Consider the following 17953-nt stretch of genomic DNA (forward strand, 5'->3'; position numbering starts at 1 on the left):
CTTATTCCCCCTTTTTCCCCAAAAATTTGAAGTCGAAGAAAAGAGGCCTCAAGACATTATATAAAAAATTCATATTATTTCTCATAAAAAAAAGTACGTTATAAAGTAAATAAAAGATATAAAAATTTCTACTTTTTACAGCAAAATAAAAGATAACTTGATTAAAAGTACTATATTTGACGTTATCTAAACATCTTCTAAGTTTTGAATCATTTATTATAGAATATATAACTTTTTTATTCAACTTGCGTGGAGCATCAAGCTTATAGGAATTATTCAAAACAATCATTTTACTATTTATATAACAAGAATCGAGAAATTCCTTATACTCAGAAGCTTGCAAAGTTGAACTAGAATAAAATTGCTCCCGTGCATCCTCAACAAAGTCCAAGTTAATTTCTAAATTTGGTATGTACTTGTTTAATGTAGAATGTCCGTCAATTCTTATATAATTATAAAGTGGTTCTTCTATTATCTTTATTTTTTTTATAAATCTGCAATAATGGTATACAAAATCTAAATCTTCTCCAGATTTCAAATCACTATTAAACTTAATTTTATTATCGACTAATATTGACTTAAAAAAAAGTTTATTCCAAACTACATTTAGCATACCATTTACGTCTATTTTGAAAATAGATTGATCTTTTTCTAATTTTTCCAAATTAATATGCAGTAACTTTTTTAAGCTACGGTCTTCTTTTGGATATTCAATATTGTAGGAACAACAAATAAGAGAATTATTATCATCAATATTTAAATAAAATCTCTCAATATAGTTCTTCTCAACTATATCATCGATATCAGCAAAAAGTATATTTTCATATTTAGCATATCGTATTCCTGTATTTCTCGCTTCTGAAACACCTCTATTATTTTGGAAAACATAAACGAAATTATAAGTATTTTTCAAAGTATCTAATAATTCCTTAGATCCATCATTCGATCCGTCATCAACTAAAACTAACTCATAGTTTTGACTAGTTTGATTATGGAAAGCTTTTAGAAATCTCTCAATATAATTTCTGGCATTATAAAATGGAACTATTACTGATATCATCATTTATATCCCCTCAATTTTTTCGTTATGTTTTATTAAAACAGGTAAAATGATTTAATTTCAATTCAATGACCCTATTCTTTATTTTTCAAACATAGATTTTTCAGCAAATTTATTTAAAAAAATAGATTTAATCTCTTTTTTTGTTTTTTCATAATTGAAAACTGAATCAGAATCATTCAGACAAATTATTTTGCTATTTGATTCTTGAATATCTTTAAATAATAAATTATTATCAGAAGAAATGTAATACATCTTTGAGAATTCTTTTTTTTGCGGAATAAATTGGCCTAGACAAATCTGCCAATATCTAACAATCCAAAAGTTAACATCATCTTTGGTTCTAAATTTATTATGAATAGTTTTTTGTATAGCTTTATATTCTTTTTCAACCACAAGATTAAATGTGCTTTTTTTTAAGGCGACCGCTGTATGGGGCTCGTAAAATCCAGTAATTTGTTGCCATGGTAAAAGTAATACATTTCTGATATTCCACAATCCGTACTTTATATTAAAGAACTTATTAAGGTTTTTCTTAATAACCTCTTTCTTATCAAATCGTTCATTTATTAACTCAATATTATTTACTATTGTATGCTCTATACCGTTTAGATGTGGAGTTATTGCATTAAAGAGACCGTAGTCTTTAGGAAGACCATCTACAAAAAAATCTTCAGGTGTAACATAGTCATTTAGAAACATATCGTCATTAAAATATACAAAGTTCTCACTTAATCCCTTTATTTTATTTAAAGCTAATTCAATTGCTTGAGAATTAAATGTTGGCAATGCAGTTAGAGGTAAGATTTGATTGTGAGTAACTACGTTTAATTTTTCACTGTTCTCATTTAACCATTCAGGTACATGCCCATATGTCACAAGATGGATTTTATTAACCCATGGTGCATATTTTTCTACAGCACGAAACCAATACTTGAAAAAATCCCAGTCTCTATATTTGGAGACATCATTTAATTTTTTAATATCCAAATTTTTTTTATCGTATAAATTTTTATCTTCAAGCCATTTTTTATCATTAGAATCTACCCATGTTACGACAAAATCAATTTTTTCCATTTTTATAAAGCTCCTTCAACATTGCATCAAAAGAACGGGCCGAATTCTCATACTTCCATTCTGATATAATTTCAAATGATTTATCGCCCATTTCTTTAATTTTATTCTTGTTACTATACATCATGCTAATCTTATCTGATAAATCAACTATGTTACCTTTTTGGAAAATGTAGCCGTTAATGTTATCTTTTACTAAATCATTTACACAACCGCAAGAATCACTAACAATAACCGGCAAATGTGCTGCGGTAGCTTCATTAACAACCAAGCCCCAAGGTTCATCTTCAGAAGGCAATATCAAACAATCCGCTATATTATAAAGGCTAAATAATTCATCTTGCTTTTTGACAAAATCTTTATGAAGGTAATTAACATCTCTTTCTATGCAGTATTTTATGATAGAATCCTGCTCTTTTCCATTCCCGATGATCACAAATTGAATACAATTTTTAATGTTTAGTAATGAAATTGCAGCAACTATATCCTTAACTCTCTTTCTTTCAAGCAATCTTCCTGCATAAAGTATAACAAATTTATTTCCATTCAATATTTGAAAATTTTTTTTAACATTTTTAGAGTGTTTCTTATAAATTTCATCGATTCTATTTACATCGACGGTTAGAAATTGGTTAAAGATTTTTCTACTATTAACAGAAAAATTATTAACTAGATATTTTTTCGAAATGCTTCCGTTAGCAAAAAAACTATCCATTTGTTTTAAAAGAAAATATTTCAAATAAAATTTAATATTTTTTGATTCTTTAATTTTTTCAGGAGATATTCCATCCATTACAAATGCCACATGCTTTTTCATTACTTTAGCATAATATGTAAATAGATAACTAGCTGTTGTATTGTACCCGCCCAACAATATTAAATCATACTTTTTTACTATATTCTTAGTTTTTGGATAGTATAAAAAATGATTACCTAGTTTTCCTATTCCTTTTAAATGAATCTCATTAAAATTAGGTGATTCATTCACTTCCCACTTTCTACTAATAACACTTCTGCCTACATAATATACGGTAAGTTCAATTCCTGTTTTGCGGACCATATGTTCAAACTGTTTAGTTCTATATGGTGCCTTAGAATATGTTATAAATGCAACTTTCATTTTATTATCACCTCTCATATAATATTACTTCTTAACCTACTTTATCTATTAGTATAAAATACGATACAAATAGAAGAATTGACAATAATGAAGTTGGAAAAATTAAGGTTGCTTCAAAAGCTGCATAAGAAATACAAAAAATTATGATACCTATTAATGACATATTTTTCATTTTCAATGATTTTATTAACATATTACCTACCAAATAAAGGTTTAAAACCAATCCTATTATGCCAGTAGTAGCTAAACAATAAGTATAATAGCTGTCAGTATTTAATCCGCTGAATATATCTTGACTTGAAAAAAATGATATATTAAACATACCTAATCCAAATATAAAACTCCTAGAATCTAATAAAAATTTTATCGTATTAAGCTGTCTACTCAATCTATTAGTAGTTAAAATATCTAAACTCACAAAAAAACTACTCGAGACTGTTGAAATAAAATTAGCAAATATTAAAATAGAAACTATTGTGCAACCTATCAACAAAGTCTTCAACATAACCTTCAATAACGGAATAGTGATTTTTTTATAAGAATAATAGAAAATAAAGAATACAACCATAAGAAGCATGGCTAATAAAGGCGTTCTTGCGCCTGTATTTATCAATATCAACAAACTAAAACCTAATAGTATTATTTTTGTAATTTTTTTCATGTTTGATAAATAAGTAGTAATTATCAGAACAGAAGACATTATTGCAACTTGATTTGGATTTGTAAATCCTAAATATGACCTTTCAATACGGTTATTACCAACGAGATTAAATACTAGTGTTATAACGTCAATAGTAAAGTCCCTATAGATTAGTGCCCCACTTATCAAAAACAAAAAGCATATCATAGAAAAATCTTTGAAAAAATTTGCTCGTGAAGTTTCTAAATAATATTGAGATATATAAAGACAACATACTAAAAAAGATATATAAAAACAAATATTCATTAAAATTGTAATTAATCCGTATAAATAAATGTTGAAGAGTATTCCAACGAGTGGATAAATAAAAAACGTCAAAACAAATAACAATATAATAAAGATATGTTTTTTTAAAATAAAATTTTTTCTAATTTCCAATAAAAAAAGTAAAAATAAAGATGCCATACATATATATCTAAGACCAAGAAAAATAGTGTTAAAATACTCGAAAAAACTTCCTATACTACATACTAAAAACATGATAATTAAAGATCTTCTAATTATATTCATTTTTCACTCCTAAAATGATATTTAACAACTCAGATTTATCACTTTCTTTTCGATTATATTTAGAATATACGTAATCATTATTTTTAATCATATTTTCCATTTTTTCAGCTAAGTTATGAGGACTATTCGAATCAAAAAAGACTATATTCTTATACCCATCTGAAGTTTCATGGGCATATTCTAAATCCGCAGCAATGATAGGGCATCCAATCATCATCCCTTCAATTAATGGTAACCCATAACTTTCTATAATTGATGGAAAAACTAATACTGATTCAGTCATTATTTTATATACATCTGTTCTCGTAATTTTTCCAATATAGTTAATATTAGCGATTTCATCATGTTCTTCAGGTGATAAAGTTAATATAACTTCAAAGCCTCCAATATGATTCTCATTCAAAATTTTTACAGCTTCAATTATCACCTTATAATTTTTGTAGACAAAGTCTGACGTAGGAAAAAAGAATCTGCATTTTTTTTTATTTTTCATGGAATCAAATTTAAATTTACTTAGTTCCGAAGTTACACTTGGTTGTGAAACATAAAAATCATTATTTAAATTTTGTTGCATCAATTTTGCAAGCCACTTACTTTGAACAACAATATCTGCATTTGAATGCTCAAATAGTTTTAAATACACATATCTCCCGATATTTTGATAAATCCATAATTTGATTTCCTTCTTTTTAAACAAATTAAACTTGTAATCAACTTGAAAGGGGATTACCTGATGAAAATAGACAATTTGCTTCATCTTAACACCAAGAGTAGCTGTATTCTGAAGAGAGACATACACATCAGGGGCTAAGTCATTTATAAGGTTCTTACCATGAAAAAAGTCGAAGTTTATTCTTTTGATCCAGCTTTTCTTAATTTGAGGAAGTTTAATGATTTTAATATTATCTTTTGGTTCCAAATAGTCATCACTGATTAAGAATATCCATTCATTTTTATCATTGTATTCAACAATTTTATTGTATAAATCTTCAAGAACAGATAATGCACCTCCTTCTGAGGCAGCAATATCATTAACTACAATTTTCACTTTTGCCACACCACACGATTCACATAATCTGTATAAGAAACAATAATCCGTAATACTTTTTCAGATACATTTGGCACTGAATAATCTGATACTTGTCGAAGAGTATCATCTTCTTGTGTCTCTAAAACTTCTAATCCTTCAAGAATTCTGGTTTTCTTTAAACCAACCATCATTACACTAGCTTCTTCCATAGCTTCTGGTCTTTCATGTGCCTGACGGATATTTAGAGCTTTGAATCCGAGGATCGATGCTTCTTCACTAATCGTACCACTATCACTTAAAACAGCTTTAGCATTCATTTGAAGCTTATTGTAATCATTAAATCCCATAGGTTTCATGGTTTGAATCAATTCGTGGAATTGAATACCCTCTGATTCTATCATTTTCATTGTCCGTGGATGAGTACTGATAATAATTGGATATTGATATGCTTCAGCAATTGAGTTTAGTGAATCCACGAGATCATGAAAATTTTCTTTTGAACTGATATTTTCTTCCCTATGTGCCGACACTAAAAAGTACTCATTTTGCTTAAGGTTTAGTTTTTCCAAAATAGGTGAGTGCTCAATATCTTTTTTTCTAGAATTCAGCACTTCAAACATGGGACTACCGGTTTTAATGATTCGATCCGCTGGAAGCCCTTCTCTCAATAAATATTCTCTGGCGATATCACTATACGTTAAATTAATATCAGCTGTATGGTCAACAATTTTTCGATTTGTTTCTTCTGGTACTCTTTGATCAAAACAGCGATTTCCAGCTTCCATATGAAAAATAGGAATGTGTCTTCGCTTCGCGGCAATTGCACATAAACAACTGTTGGTATCTCCCAAGACCAAAAATGCATCTGGTTTTACTTCTTCAAGAATTGGATCTATTTTGATCAGTATATTCCCAACGGTTTCAATGGCTGTACCTGTTGCTGCATTCAAAAAATAATCTGGCTTCTTTAATTTAAAGTCTTCAAAGAAAACTTCATTTAGTTCATAATCATAGTTTTGACCAGTATGTACAAGTACATGGTCAATCGCTTCAGAACTCTCTAAACGATTAATAACTGCAGATAAGCGAATGATTTCTGGACGAGTCCCAACGACTGTCATAACTTTTAATTTTCTCAATGCTAGACCTCCACGTAATAAGTATCAGGATTTTCAGGGTCAAACGTTTCGTTTACCCACATAACAGTGACCATGTCAGTATCCCCTAAATTTTCAATATTATGGGTATAGCCAACAGGTATATCGACTACTTCTAAATTCTCACCAGAAACGAAATACTCAATGATTTCTTTAGAATCAATCTTTCTAAAGCGGATGACGCCTTTTCCACTTACTACCAAAAATTTCTCGTTTTTGGTATGATGCCAGTGATTTCCTTTAACAATCCCCGGCTTTGAAATATTAATTGAGACTTGTCCGCGATCTTCAGTCCTCAAAAATTCGGTGAATGATCCGCGATCATCGATATTCATCTTTAAAGGATATGAAAACTCATCCTCTGGTAAAAAGCTAAGAAATGTACTATACAGATTTTTTTCTATTCTACGATTCAATTGAGGTACAGATAGATTTATTCTACTTTCTTTAAAAGAAAGAATTATATCTCTCAAAGTGCCCACAGTTACTGTATCCGTTTCTCTTACTGAACAAAAGTCGTCGACAATAAATGGTTTTGCTTGAAGGCAATGCAGCAATTCCTTAACAACATCATCAATATAGCAAAGTTCAATTTCCGCATTTTTATCATTAACGGTTATTTCTTCACCTCGAGCTACTTTATAACAAAAAGTCGCTACTACCGTATTATAATTTGGTTTCGACCATTTTCCATACAAATTAGAGAATCGGTAAATGTAGACTTTCGCTCCAGTTTCACTTTGATATTTTCGTAAGAGATCTTCTCCAGCTTTCTTACTGCGACCATAAGCATTGTTAAGAGCAGCTTGAATAGAGGATGATATCATTACTGGACAGGTATTGTTGTATTCCTTTAGTTTATCTAGAAGAACTGAGGTGAAACCGAAATTTCCTTCCATAAACGCTTCTTCTTCCTTGGGCCGATTTACGCCCGCTAAATGAAAAATAAAATCTGCTTTTAAGCAGTATTCATCTAATAAATGTGGAGGAGTATCTATATCATATTCAAAAATATTTTCATAACCTTCGTTTCGAAGCTCTGCAATTAAATTTCTACCTACAAATCCATTGGCTCCTGTAACTAAAATATTCATCGACTTTTCCACTCTTTCAACTCTTCTTGAACATAATCTAATGCTAATAATTTTTCCTTAATTTGTTCTACGGATAGTCGTTCTGTGTTATCAGAATTGTATTCACCTTCGTGTGTCAACTCGGTACTGCCTTCACTAAAATATTTCTCATAATTAAGATCTCTAGTATCGGCTGGTACACGATAGAAGCCACCCATATCTTTCGCAACGAGGTATTCTTCTTTTGTAAGAAGGGTTTCGTATCTTTTCTCACCATGACGTGTGCCTATAATTTGAATCTCATTTTCGACTTCAAAAAGTTCTTTCACTGCTTGTGCTAGATCACCGACCGTTGACGCAGGCGATTTTTGAACCATGATATCTCCTGCTTTTGCATTTTGAAATGCAAAAACAACTAATTCAACGGCTTCTTCTAAACTCATCAAGAATCTAGTCATGCCCGGGTCCGTTACAGTTAACGGTTTTCCTGCTTTTATTTGCTCAATAAATAATGGAATCACAGAACCTCTGGATGCCATGACATTACCATACCGCGTTCCGCAAATCATTGTATTTTCATCTGTCACAGTTTTCGCTTTTGCTACAAAAACCTTCTCCATCATTGCCTTTGAAATCCCCATTGCGTTGATTGGATAAGCAGCTTTATCTGTTGAAAGACAAATAACTTTTTTTACCCCCATCTCAACAGCAGCTGTCACAACATTATCCGTACCCATGACATTTGTTTTAACAGCTTCCATCGGAAAGAATTCGCATGAAGGAACTTGCTTTAAAGCAGCCGCATGAAATATGTAATCTACTCCGTACATTGCATTTTTAACACTATTTATATCGCGTACATCCCCAATATAAAATTTCAATTTGTCATTGTTGTATTTCTTTCTCATATCATCTTGTTTCTTTTCATCTCGAGAAAAAATACGAACTTCTTTTATATCGGAGTCAAGAAATCTTTTCATAACAGCATTTCCAAAAGACCCTGTACCACCAGTTATTAGCAGTGTTTTATTTTCAAACATTATATGTCTCCTCTGTTATATAATTATCCATTTTATCTAAAAGTAGTTCTTTTTCAAAATACTCTAAAAAGTAGTTTCTTGAGTTGTTCCCCATATGAACAATTTCATCTCTGGTAAGTGACTCAATTAGCATTAGATTATTTAGTAATTGGCTAATATTTCCTGCATCGCTAACGAATCCACAATCGGCGTTTTTGACAATTGTCTGAGATTCTCCACTAGCAGATAGTAGTATAGGCTTTCCACAAGCCATACTAGATTGAAGTTTCGCTGGTATGGTCATCGAAAAGATCTCACTTTCCTGAAGACAGACAAATGAAAAATCACTCGCCGAAAAAATTCCTGATACTTCCGTTGGTGGCACAGGATCTATAAAACAAAAATATTCTTGAAGATTTTTTTGCTCTATTTCCTCTTTTAATGTTGATAAATATCTACCGTTTCCAACAATATTAAATCTTATATTGGAATCCCTACGCTTTAAATCTTCACCAATAGAAGGTAATATATCCAATCCTTGAGCCATCCCAACATTTCCGGCAAAAGTAATATTAATCTTATCATCTTGTTTTATTTTGTCACTTGCTAAAGCATTAGGACGATAAAATTCTTCCGCATACTGAGGCCAAAAATAAATTTTATTTGAATCATGTCCGCGACTTTCAATATTCTTTTTAAAACTCTCCGAGGCTGTAAAAATTTTGGTGCAATTTTTATAAATATAATCGACCATGTTATCTAAAGTCTTAATTATCAGTCGATTTGAGATTCCTGTGATAATTTCAAAATTCTCTGGCCACAAATCCATTACATAGATATAACAGGGAATTTTTAATTTTTTCGAAATCCAAATCCCTGGCATTGCTTGCGTCATAGGAGATACCTCATAAATAAATACCATATCAAATTTTTCTTTATTATTCAGATTCCAAAATAATCCGGATATAACAAAAGAAAGATAATTTAAAGCCATCATTATACTGTTGCTTTTTCTAGGTATTATTGGAATTCTAATTATATTAACGCCATCGAAATCATCTTTTCGTCTTTTTTTCAGACTATATCCTTTATAAAAATCTCCTTGAGGATAGTTAGGTATCCCCGTAAGGACAGTAACTTCATAGCCTCGTTTAACCCACGAAGTACATATGTCATTAATTCTGAATTGTTCTGGATAAAAATATTGTGATACTACTAATATCTTTTTACTCATTTCTATCTATACCTACACTTCTTTTAACAGATTCTTCAAAATCTACAAAATCTGGATTTCTTGTAATCGGAGCATAAATTAGATTACCAAAAGCTTTGTTTGTCAATTTACCTATTTTACCTGGAAAATAGCCTAAAACCTTAATCAATAAACTTACATAATTCAAGATAAACAGATTATGATTTGTACTTTTTGCTATCAATTTAATGAGGGTACTCGTTTGAACATATTCGTTATTTTGAGGGAAAAATACCCCCTCTTTATTTTTGTCTATAATTTCTCTAATGACTATACACAAATTTTCAATATATAACATTGATCGCTGATTATTTACTAATGGAAAAATTGGAAGCTTATTCGCTAATTTTACAAGTTCTCGAAAATTCCCTTTACTATTTTCCCCGTAAATCATTGGTGGTCGCAAAATTACTATATTCAAATTTTTGTTATGTGTTTCTATTAAAGCTTTTTCTGCTTTCAACTTACTATCACCATAAAAATTGGATGGATTAGGTTGTGTTTCTGGAGTAATAACACGCTTCTTATTTATATTTGTTTCCTCACCATAAATAATAATCGAACTCATGTAAATAAATTGTCCATTTTTTCCATTTAAATCTTTTTTGTACTTTTCTGCTGTCTCAACTGCAAGATCGCAATTCACTTTATAATAAAGTTGTTTCGTTTCTTCACTGACTTTTGATACATCTGCATGAGCAATTCCAGCAACATGAAAAACAGAATCATACTGAGAGAAATCTTTTTCTTTCCATTGATCTCCATGCATATCAACTGTATCAATTTGATAATTATCGCCAAATTGCTGCATCCATTTCTCGAAGGATGTACCGATAAAACTATTCGCTCCTGTGATTAGAATTCTTTTCACTCGATTTCCTCCTTCTTCATCGTTCCAGTCCCGCCTTCAACGACACCGTCACTTTTGAAAACAGAAGTAATCGTACCAAAGAAGCATTTTATATCCATCCTTAAACTAATATTATCCGTATATTCGCCATCTAACTTGGCCTTAACTGGAATCTCAAGCTCGTCTCGACCACTAATTTGAGCCAACCCAGTCAATCCTGGTCGAACATTATTTGCCCCATACTTATCACGTTCTTCAATCAAATCATATTGATTCCATAGCGCTGGACGAGGCCCAATGACAGCCATATCGCCTTTAATAATATTGAATAATTGAGGCAGCTCATCCAAACTGGTTTTTCTTAAAAATTTCCCGACCTTGGTGATATAAAAATCAGGATCTTCTAAAAGATGTGTTGGCATTTCTTTTGGTGTATTAATCTTCATTGTTCTGAATTTATAAATATTAAAATGGGTTTTATTCTTTCCAACCCGTTTTTGTTTAAAAATAATGGGACCCTTTGAATCGATTTTTATCGCTAGACATAATAGTAATAGTACTGGTGATAAAACAATTATCCCTATTAGCGATAATAGAAAATCAATAATTCTTTTCATTCCATCCTTATACAACAAAACCCACTCCTATTTGTTTGAAGCATTTGCAAATTTCACAATTTCATTAGCCAATGTAGCACTGTCTTTAGGAAGTGCTTCTACAAAACAAAGTACCTCTTCCAATGAATATCCTTTGATATTCCCAACAAAAATTTTCTCAAAGACTGCTTTATCATTTCGTTCTTTATCCAGCAAAAGCTCTTCATATAATTTTTCCCCAGGTCGAATCCCAGTTTCAATAATCTCAATCTCTTCTTCGCTATAACCACTTAGACGAATCATATTCTTCGCAAGATCAACAATTTTCACCGGTTCGCCCATATCTAAAATGAAGATTTCGCCACCTTGAGCAAGTGCCCCTGACTGAATAACCAAGCGGCTAGCTTCTGGGATCGTCATGAAATAGCGGGTCATACGAAAATCAGTTACTGTGATCGGTCCACCTTTTGCTATTTGCTCACGGAATACTGGAATCACACTGCCTCTTGAACCTAATACATTGCCAAAACGCACAGCAGAAAATTTCGTGCACCCTTTTTCATTTAAGCCGGTAACAATCATCTCGGAGATGCGCTTTGTTGCCCCCATGACGTTTGGTGGATTATTGGCTTTATCCGTAGACACCATTACAAAGTTTTTCACTTTCGCAGCTTTGGCAGCTTCAGCGGTATTTTTCGTTCCGTAAATATTGTTTTTCACTGCTTCTTTAGGATTGTATTCCATCAACGGTACGTGTTTATGTGCTGCCGCATGATAAACGATATCCGGTTTGACTTCCTTCATGATTTCAAACATCTTTTCTCGATCTTGTATATCGGCTATAACAGGAACGATTTTGGTAATATTATCTTTAAAATTGATGTTCAACTCACGGTCAATTAAGTAAATCGAGTTTTCTCCATGTCCTAACAAAACTAGTTTTTTAGGATTGAATTGAATCACTTGGCGACAGATTTCGGAACCGATCGATCCACCAGCACCAGTCACTAATATCGTCTTTCCAGTAATTTGATCTTTGATGGAGTCGATATCCAATTTGACTTCGTCTCTGCCTAGCAAATCAACGACATCGATTTTCTTCAAACGTGAGGTGCTGATTTTTCCAGAGGCGATTTCTTCCATTGATGGCATCGTGTTGACTTTGACATGCAAAGGTTCAATTAAGCTAAAAATACTCCGCAATTTTTTCCGTGACAAGGATGGAATAGCGATCGTAACCATATTGATCTCATACTTTTGAATCAAATCAGGTAAATCACTGATACAACCCAAGACTTTTTTCCCAGAAAGATAAGTGTTTCGTTTATTCGGATCATCATCGACAAATCCGATAATATTAATGTCACTTGCCGTTTTCGAACCTACGAAGCTATTGTAAAGAATACGGCCGCCTTCTCCTGCACCGACGATCAGGGTATTTTTGACAACCTCATTGGACGTACCCCTCATGTTTTTTCTTTCAATATAGATCCGCCAAATCAATCGACTAGCAATAATCAGAAAGAGCGAAAGAAAGTACGTAAAGATCACTAAGCGCACGCTATAGGTTTCATCACCGAAAAACAAGATCACGTTACAAGTAAAAGCGCTGCATGATACAGCCAAGAAGATAGCGATCATTTCTTTCAAGTTCGTGTAACGATTGATCCGAGAAAAAACACGAAATACGGAACCATAAAAAAGGTAGAAACCTACAGACAGACTCACCGACATCAATGTAAATTCTTTTGGAATCGCCACAAAGGGTTTCATAAAATAAACTGCTGCAATATTTGCTGCTATGATCAATAAACTATCTACAACTATCAAAGTTACAATTTTTCTTCTTCTCGTTAATTCAAACAACCCAGTTGCCCCCTAAAATAACCCGAATTTCTTTTTTTTCACTTCTGTAAAAGCTGGAAAACTGATTTGATCCCCGTTTATCAAATCTTTTGCTACTTGTTTCATCAAGGTTACTTTGAGCATGCCAAAATCTTGCTCAATTTGCTCATAAGCTTCTTTTAAATTAAAGGTGCGTTTTGTAACGCCATGGGCATCCGAAGCGACCATCTGAACAAGATTATGTTCAACCATTGTTTTTGCTGTTTTTTGGATTTCTTTTCCAAATACGCCGACATAACTTGGCGCAGTTAACTGTGCCAAACAGCCCATATCCAAAAAAGGGATGAGATTGTTAGGGTCTTTTCTAAAATGAGCATTCCGCTCGGGGTGGACAATGACTGGAATCTTTCCCAGCTGTAGTAAATCGAAGAATATTTGTTCTGTATACGTAGGCACTTCAATGGTAGGAAATTCTATCAAGATATACGTATCATCAAGATCTGTAAAAAGGATGTCATTTTTCTGTATATCCTCAATTAAATCTCCTGTTATCCTAACCTCTTGCCCCTCAAGAACTGTCAAGGGCAGGTTCTGTGCGTCTAATTCTTCTTGTAAAGAGGTAACGAGAGAAATGACCTCTGACTTCGGATTGCGGTATTTTCCATTGTTATGATGTGGGGTACAAAGGATATGCGTAATTCCTTGGCTAATCGCTTTTTCAGCCATAGCAATGCTCGCATTGATGTCTTCAGCACCATCATCAATTCCTGGTAAAATGTGGCAATGTAAATCAATCATTTCTCTCGTCTCCTTCAAATTAATTAATTTCCATAATAATAGTAGTAACCTGAGTCTTTCGAGTGTTCGGCACCGTTATAGACCACCCCAATGATTCTTGCTTGAACCATATTCAATAGATCTCTCGCTTTTGTTAAGGATTCTTTACGTGCAACATTTTCTCGAACCACTAAGATCGTCCCATCTGCTTTAGATGCCATGATTTGTGCATCGGTGACTGCTACAACTGGTGGCATATCAAAGATAACCACATCGTAAAGGTTTTTCGCTTCTTCCATCACTTGGTTCATTCGTGCTGACCCAAGTAGCTCAGATGGATTTGGTGGTTTTGGTCCGCTGGTTAAGACAGATAAATTATCAATCACCGTTTTTTGAGCTGCTTCAAGGACGCTCGTTGAGGTACTTAATACGGTACTCAATCCACTCGCATTGTTTAAGCTGAATGTTTTGTATACAGTAGGCTTTCGCATATCGGCATCAACTAACAATACTCGTTGTCCTGATTTTGCAAAAACAACCGCTAAATTAGCTGAAGTTGTCGATTTCCCTTCACCTGGACCAGAAGAAGTAACAACAATGGTCTTGATTTGTTTATCTGCTGAAGACGCAAATTGAATATTTGTACGGATCGTACGATATTGCTCTGAGATTGGTGAAGAAGGATCAACCATTGTAATCAAGCTCACTGCATGTGTCTGTGTCCCAGTACGTTCTTGTTTTTTTGCCATCATTGTTCCCTCCTAGACCCGGCTACGACTACGGCGTGATTCTGCCGTTTTGTCGCCTTGCGGTTTCTTAATAAATGGTGCGCTTGGCTTTTTCTGAATGGTCGCAGCCAATTCTTTTGGTGACATTTGGGGTACAGTACCCAATACGGTAAAGCCTAATGTTTCGGTTACAAATTTATCATCTTTGACAGTTCGATCTAGTAGCTCCAATAAGAAGGCTAAACCGACACCGACCATGATCCCTAATACCAGACCAATGGCTAAATTTAGTTTGTTGTTAGGTGAAACGGGTGTAGTACTAGCTACCGCACTTGAAATGATTGAGATTTTATCAACATTCATAACATCTTGAGCATTTTCTTGAAAGACCAATGCTGTTGTGTTGGCAATATTTTGCGCTGACACTGCATTGGTACTAGTTGCCTGAATGGAAAACATTTGTGAGTTCTGTGACTGGTTGATTGAAATGGATTCTTTCAATTGTCCGACAGTCAAGTCAAGGTTATTTTCAGACTCCAAACGATCCTTTACTTGTGTCATAACCAAGTCACTGACAATCATATCCTTATACGTATTGATCATTTGCAAGTTTGTATTCACATCGTTGGCATTGGTAGTTTCGGATTGTGGCAATGTCACAATCAACTGAGCTTGTGAACTGTATTTCGGTGTAATGACAAAGAAGGTGAATATCCCTGCTAAAGCTAAACCAGCAAACATTGAAATAAAAATAGCAGCTAAGTGTTTCCGTAGAATTGCGAATATTTCTTTTAAGCTAATTGTTTCTTCCATCTTTTCTCCACTTTCCTATTCATTCTCTAGATTTAGTTGAGCTTTCAACTCTTTTTGAACTCTTGCTAGTTCTTCGTCACTCACACGCTGATATGAGATGCCGTCTTGCATGAATCCTTCCCCTTGCAACTGATCTTGTTTGATCGTTTGAAAGGCACTGCGATAATTAAATGCTAAGGTTCGCATGTCATCGAAACTCATATCTGTCTTCATGTTTTGCTCAACGGCATTTAAGATCGTTTGATATTGGGTGATTCCATCAAGACTCAAGACTTTCTTAACGATCCCTTCAACGATTTTACGTTGGCGTTCTTGACGCCCATAATCGCCGTTTGGATCTTCATAACGCATTCTTGAATAGGCAAGGGCTTGTTCGCCATTTAGTGATGTACGTCCGATAGCAAAATCAAAGCCGTCTTGCGAAAAGGTGATTTCATTATCAACTTCAATGCCGCCAACCGCATCGACTAATTCTTTCAAACCAGCCATATTGATTGATACATAATGATCGATCGGAATATCCAAGAATTTTTCTACGGTATTCATTGCCATCGCTGGTCCACCAAAAGCATAGGCATGATTAATTTTATCTGTCGTCCCATGTCCAACGATATCAACATAGGAATCTCTTCCAATACTCACCACCGTCGTCTGATTGTCTTGTGGGCTGATGGTCGCCACCATCATGGTATCAGAACGTCCTTGTTCGACTCTTCCTAAATCACCGGTATCGATCCCCATCAGTAAAACCGAGAAGGAATCTTTTTGGGATAGGTCGACATCATTTTCACGTAGTCGATCTTCTCGATCACGTTCGACTGATTGATAGGTTTCTTGAATTGAGTTTGATACATCAAAATATAATTTTGCAGCGACACCGATCATTCCGATGACTAACACTGCAACGATTGAAAAGATGATTAAAAAGATTTTTTTTCCTTTTGACATTTGCTTTCCTCCAGTTATCTCTATTTTCTTCGATACATCTTTAAATTAGTAAACAGTGTCTGAACTTTGATCTGTCCAGGTGCCATCTCCTGCGGATGTATCCTCTGAATAACTTTCCGTTGAAGCGGGGGGTGTATACGTGCTGTATCCTGTGTACCCCATTTGGGTAGCGACTTTATCTGCTAATTCGGTGAATTTCTCTTTCAATTCTTCGTTGCGAACTTTGCTGATACTGTCGACTGCACTCAGGTATTTTTCTAAGGTGACTTCACTTGTCACCTCATCCCCATCAAGCATTTCATCAAAAGTTTCTTGTAATTTTGCAATGCGGTCCAATTGAGTATCCGCATATTCTAAATAGGAAACAACTAACTCTTTCCATTTACTATCCTCAAAAAAGCTCAGATTTTCACGGACATTCCCGACATCCGTTTCTTTTAGATCAGCTCTAATGGTGACATCATTTTCAGCACTTTGCCAATTTGAAACACCTTCAGTAAATAAGGCTTCCGTATCCGCTTGTACTTTTAATTTTGCCTCGATGTCTTTTAGCTGATCATCAAGGGCGGTTTTTTCTTGTTGGATCTCCACTGACTCACTTGGCAGTGCATCATCATCGATCCCATAATCGTCTGCAGATACTTTCACTGCAGAAAGTTTTGCGACTGTTTTAAGAACGTCTTCTTCTTTAAGATCTTTTCGCAAAAACGTTTGATCTTCGTTGCTGTAAAATTCAGCAATTTCATTTGACAACTCATTGATGCGATCTTTTTCGCTGGCAATCGCTGTCTGTGCATATTCGACTCGTTGCTGATATTGCCTTTGGTTATTTTGTCGGTAACCAATAAAACAAATTGCAACGGCGCCAATACCAACGGCTAAAACAGTCAAAGTCTTTATTAACGGCTTTCCCATGAACACACTCCCTACTTCAATTGTGCTTGTTTAAGCATTCTGCCTTCCTCTCACATAATAAAGGCAATTCTAGTTTATTATAAGAGAAATGTATCATTAAATAAAGGAAATTCCCGTTTTTTATTTATTAAGGTATATTTTTCGTCAATAAAAGACTTATATCATGCCAAACATCAGTTATTTTAAAAAACCATAAATAACGTCTACTTTACTTGACAGTTTTTTTAAACCCTCATTTTAAATAATGAATAATTCAGTTATAATCGTTGTTCTCATCACCTTTGAAGGTTGTCACATTATAGAAAAATAACCTTAAGAGATTATATTCGTTCACTTTCTCAACATCTTTTCATTATAAATAGAAAAGATAAGAAATTCAGAAAGTATTTTTATACACTTTTTTGTTATTATAAATTAATTTGGCAAAGCTGAATTCTTTTCTTGGCGCACTTAGGGTTTCCTTTGCGGCTGCTATTTATTTACGTC

Annotated in this window: 17 protein-coding genes; all 17 read right to left on the reverse strand. The window is 33.4% G+C overall.

The window, feature by feature from the left end; translation table 11 throughout:
• Nucleotide 1: 1 nt before the first annotated feature.
• The 17 genes from IGI92_RS10555 to IGI92_RS10635 all read right to left on the reverse strand — a co-directional run bounded on the left by IGI92_RS10555 (nucleotide 2) and on the right by IGI92_RS10635 (nucleotide 17467).
• Entirely contained in the window at nucleotides 2–1063 is a 1062-nt protein-coding gene (locus tag IGI92_RS10555) for a glycosyltransferase family 2 protein (protein ID WP_430606962.1), read from the reverse strand.
• Nucleotides 1064–1141: 78 nt separating this feature from the next.
• Nucleotides 1142–2137 carry a Stealth CR1 domain-containing protein gene (locus IGI92_RS10560; RefSeq protein ID WP_430606964.1) on the reverse strand — a complete coding sequence of 332 codons (996 nt, stop codon included), beginning with the start codon at nucleotides 2135–2137 and terminating at the stop codon, nucleotides 1142–1144.
• Entirely contained in the window at nucleotides 2124–3254 is a 1131-nt protein-coding gene (locus IGI92_RS10565) for a glycosyltransferase (RefSeq protein ID WP_430606966.1), read from the reverse strand. Before IGI92_RS10565 ends, IGI92_RS10560 begins: the two co-directional genes overlap by 14 nt.
• 31 nt (nucleotides 3255–3285) lie before the next feature.
• Entirely contained in the window at nucleotides 3286–4464 is a 1179-nt protein-coding gene (locus IGI92_RS10570; protein ID WP_430606968.1) for a hypothetical protein, read from the reverse strand.
• Complete coding sequence (locus IGI92_RS10575) at nucleotides 4451–5512, reverse strand: glycosyltransferase (RefSeq protein WP_430606970.1); 1062 nt, start codon at nucleotides 5510–5512, stop codon at nucleotides 4451–4453. Before IGI92_RS10575 ends, IGI92_RS10570 begins: the two co-directional genes overlap by 14 nt.
• A complete protein-coding gene (wecB, locus tag IGI92_RS10580; RefSeq protein ID WP_430606972.1) occupies nucleotides 5509–6633 on the reverse strand; it encodes a non-hydrolyzing UDP-N-acetylglucosamine 2-epimerase in 1125 nt (374 codons plus the stop codon). Before wecB ends, IGI92_RS10575 begins: the two co-directional genes overlap by 4 nt.
• Nucleotides 6634–6635: 2 nt before the next feature.
• On the reverse strand, nucleotides 6636–7745 hold the full coding sequence (locus tag IGI92_RS10585) for a capsular polysaccharide biosynthesis protein CapF (RefSeq protein ID WP_430608495.1): 1110 nt from the start codon (nucleotides 7743–7745) through the stop codon (nucleotides 6636–6638).
• Nucleotides 7742–8764, reverse strand: a complete 1023-nt coding sequence (locus tag IGI92_RS10590; RefSeq protein ID WP_430606974.1) for a polysaccharide biosynthesis protein — start codon at nucleotides 8762–8764, stop codon at nucleotides 7742–7744. Before IGI92_RS10590 ends, IGI92_RS10585 begins: the two co-directional genes overlap by 4 nt.
• Nucleotides 8757–9977, reverse strand: coding sequence for a glycosyltransferase family 4 protein (locus tag IGI92_RS10595; RefSeq protein ID WP_430606976.1), 1221 nt, complete (start codon nucleotides 9975–9977; stop codon nucleotides 8757–8759). The genes IGI92_RS10590 and IGI92_RS10595 overlap by 8 nt, the downstream gene beginning before the upstream one ends.
• Entirely contained in the window at nucleotides 9970–10866 is an 897-nt protein-coding gene (locus IGI92_RS10600; RefSeq protein ID WP_430606978.1) for an NAD-dependent epimerase/dehydratase family protein, read from the reverse strand. Before IGI92_RS10600 ends, IGI92_RS10595 begins: the two co-directional genes overlap by 8 nt.
• Nucleotides 10863–11477: a sugar transferase gene (locus IGI92_RS10605; protein WP_430606980.1), complete on the reverse strand. Its 615-nt coding sequence runs from the start codon at nucleotides 11475–11477 to the stop codon at nucleotides 10863–10865. Before IGI92_RS10605 ends, IGI92_RS10600 begins: the two co-directional genes overlap by 4 nt.
• A gap of 12 nt (nucleotides 11478–11489) precedes the next feature.
• The gene (locus tag IGI92_RS10610) at nucleotides 11490–13307 is read right to left on the reverse strand and encodes a polysaccharide biosynthesis protein (RefSeq protein ID WP_430606981.1); all 1818 of its coding nucleotides are present in this window, start codon (nucleotides 13305–13307) and stop codon (nucleotides 11490–11492) included.
• A gap of 12 nt (nucleotides 13308–13319) precedes the next feature.
• Nucleotides 13320–14084, reverse strand: coding sequence for a tyrosine-protein phosphatase (locus tag IGI92_RS10615; protein WP_430606982.1), 765 nt, complete (start codon nucleotides 14082–14084; stop codon nucleotides 13320–13322).
• A 23-nt stretch (nucleotides 14085–14107) separates the two neighbouring features.
• Nucleotides 14108–14815, reverse strand: a complete 708-nt coding sequence (locus tag IGI92_RS10620; RefSeq protein ID WP_420680569.1) for a CpsD/CapB family tyrosine-protein kinase — start codon at nucleotides 14813–14815, stop codon at nucleotides 14108–14110.
• A 9-nt stretch (nucleotides 14816–14824) separates the two neighbouring features.
• Complete coding sequence (locus tag IGI92_RS10625; protein ID WP_008378786.1) at nucleotides 14825–15604, reverse strand: YveK family protein; 780 nt, start codon at nucleotides 15602–15604, stop codon at nucleotides 14825–14827.
• Nucleotides 15605–15619: 15 nt separating this feature from the next.
• Nucleotides 15620–16552 carry an LCP family protein gene (locus tag IGI92_RS10630; RefSeq protein ID WP_005234969.1) on the reverse strand — a complete coding sequence of 311 codons (933 nt, stop codon included), beginning with the start codon at nucleotides 16550–16552 and terminating at the stop codon, nucleotides 15620–15622.
• 45 nt (nucleotides 16553–16597) lie between these two features.
• Nucleotides 16598–17467: a hypothetical protein gene (locus IGI92_RS10635; RefSeq protein WP_016613512.1), complete on the reverse strand. Its 870-nt coding sequence runs from the start codon at nucleotides 17465–17467 to the stop codon at nucleotides 16598–16600.
• Between the last annotated feature and the right edge of the window lie 486 nt (nucleotides 17468–17953).

Source organism: Enterococcus sp. DIV2379 (assembly GCF_050542965.1).
GTDB classification, from domain to species: Bacteria; Bacillota; Bacilli; order Lactobacillales; family Enterococcaceae; genus Enterococcus_D; species Enterococcus_D entomosocium.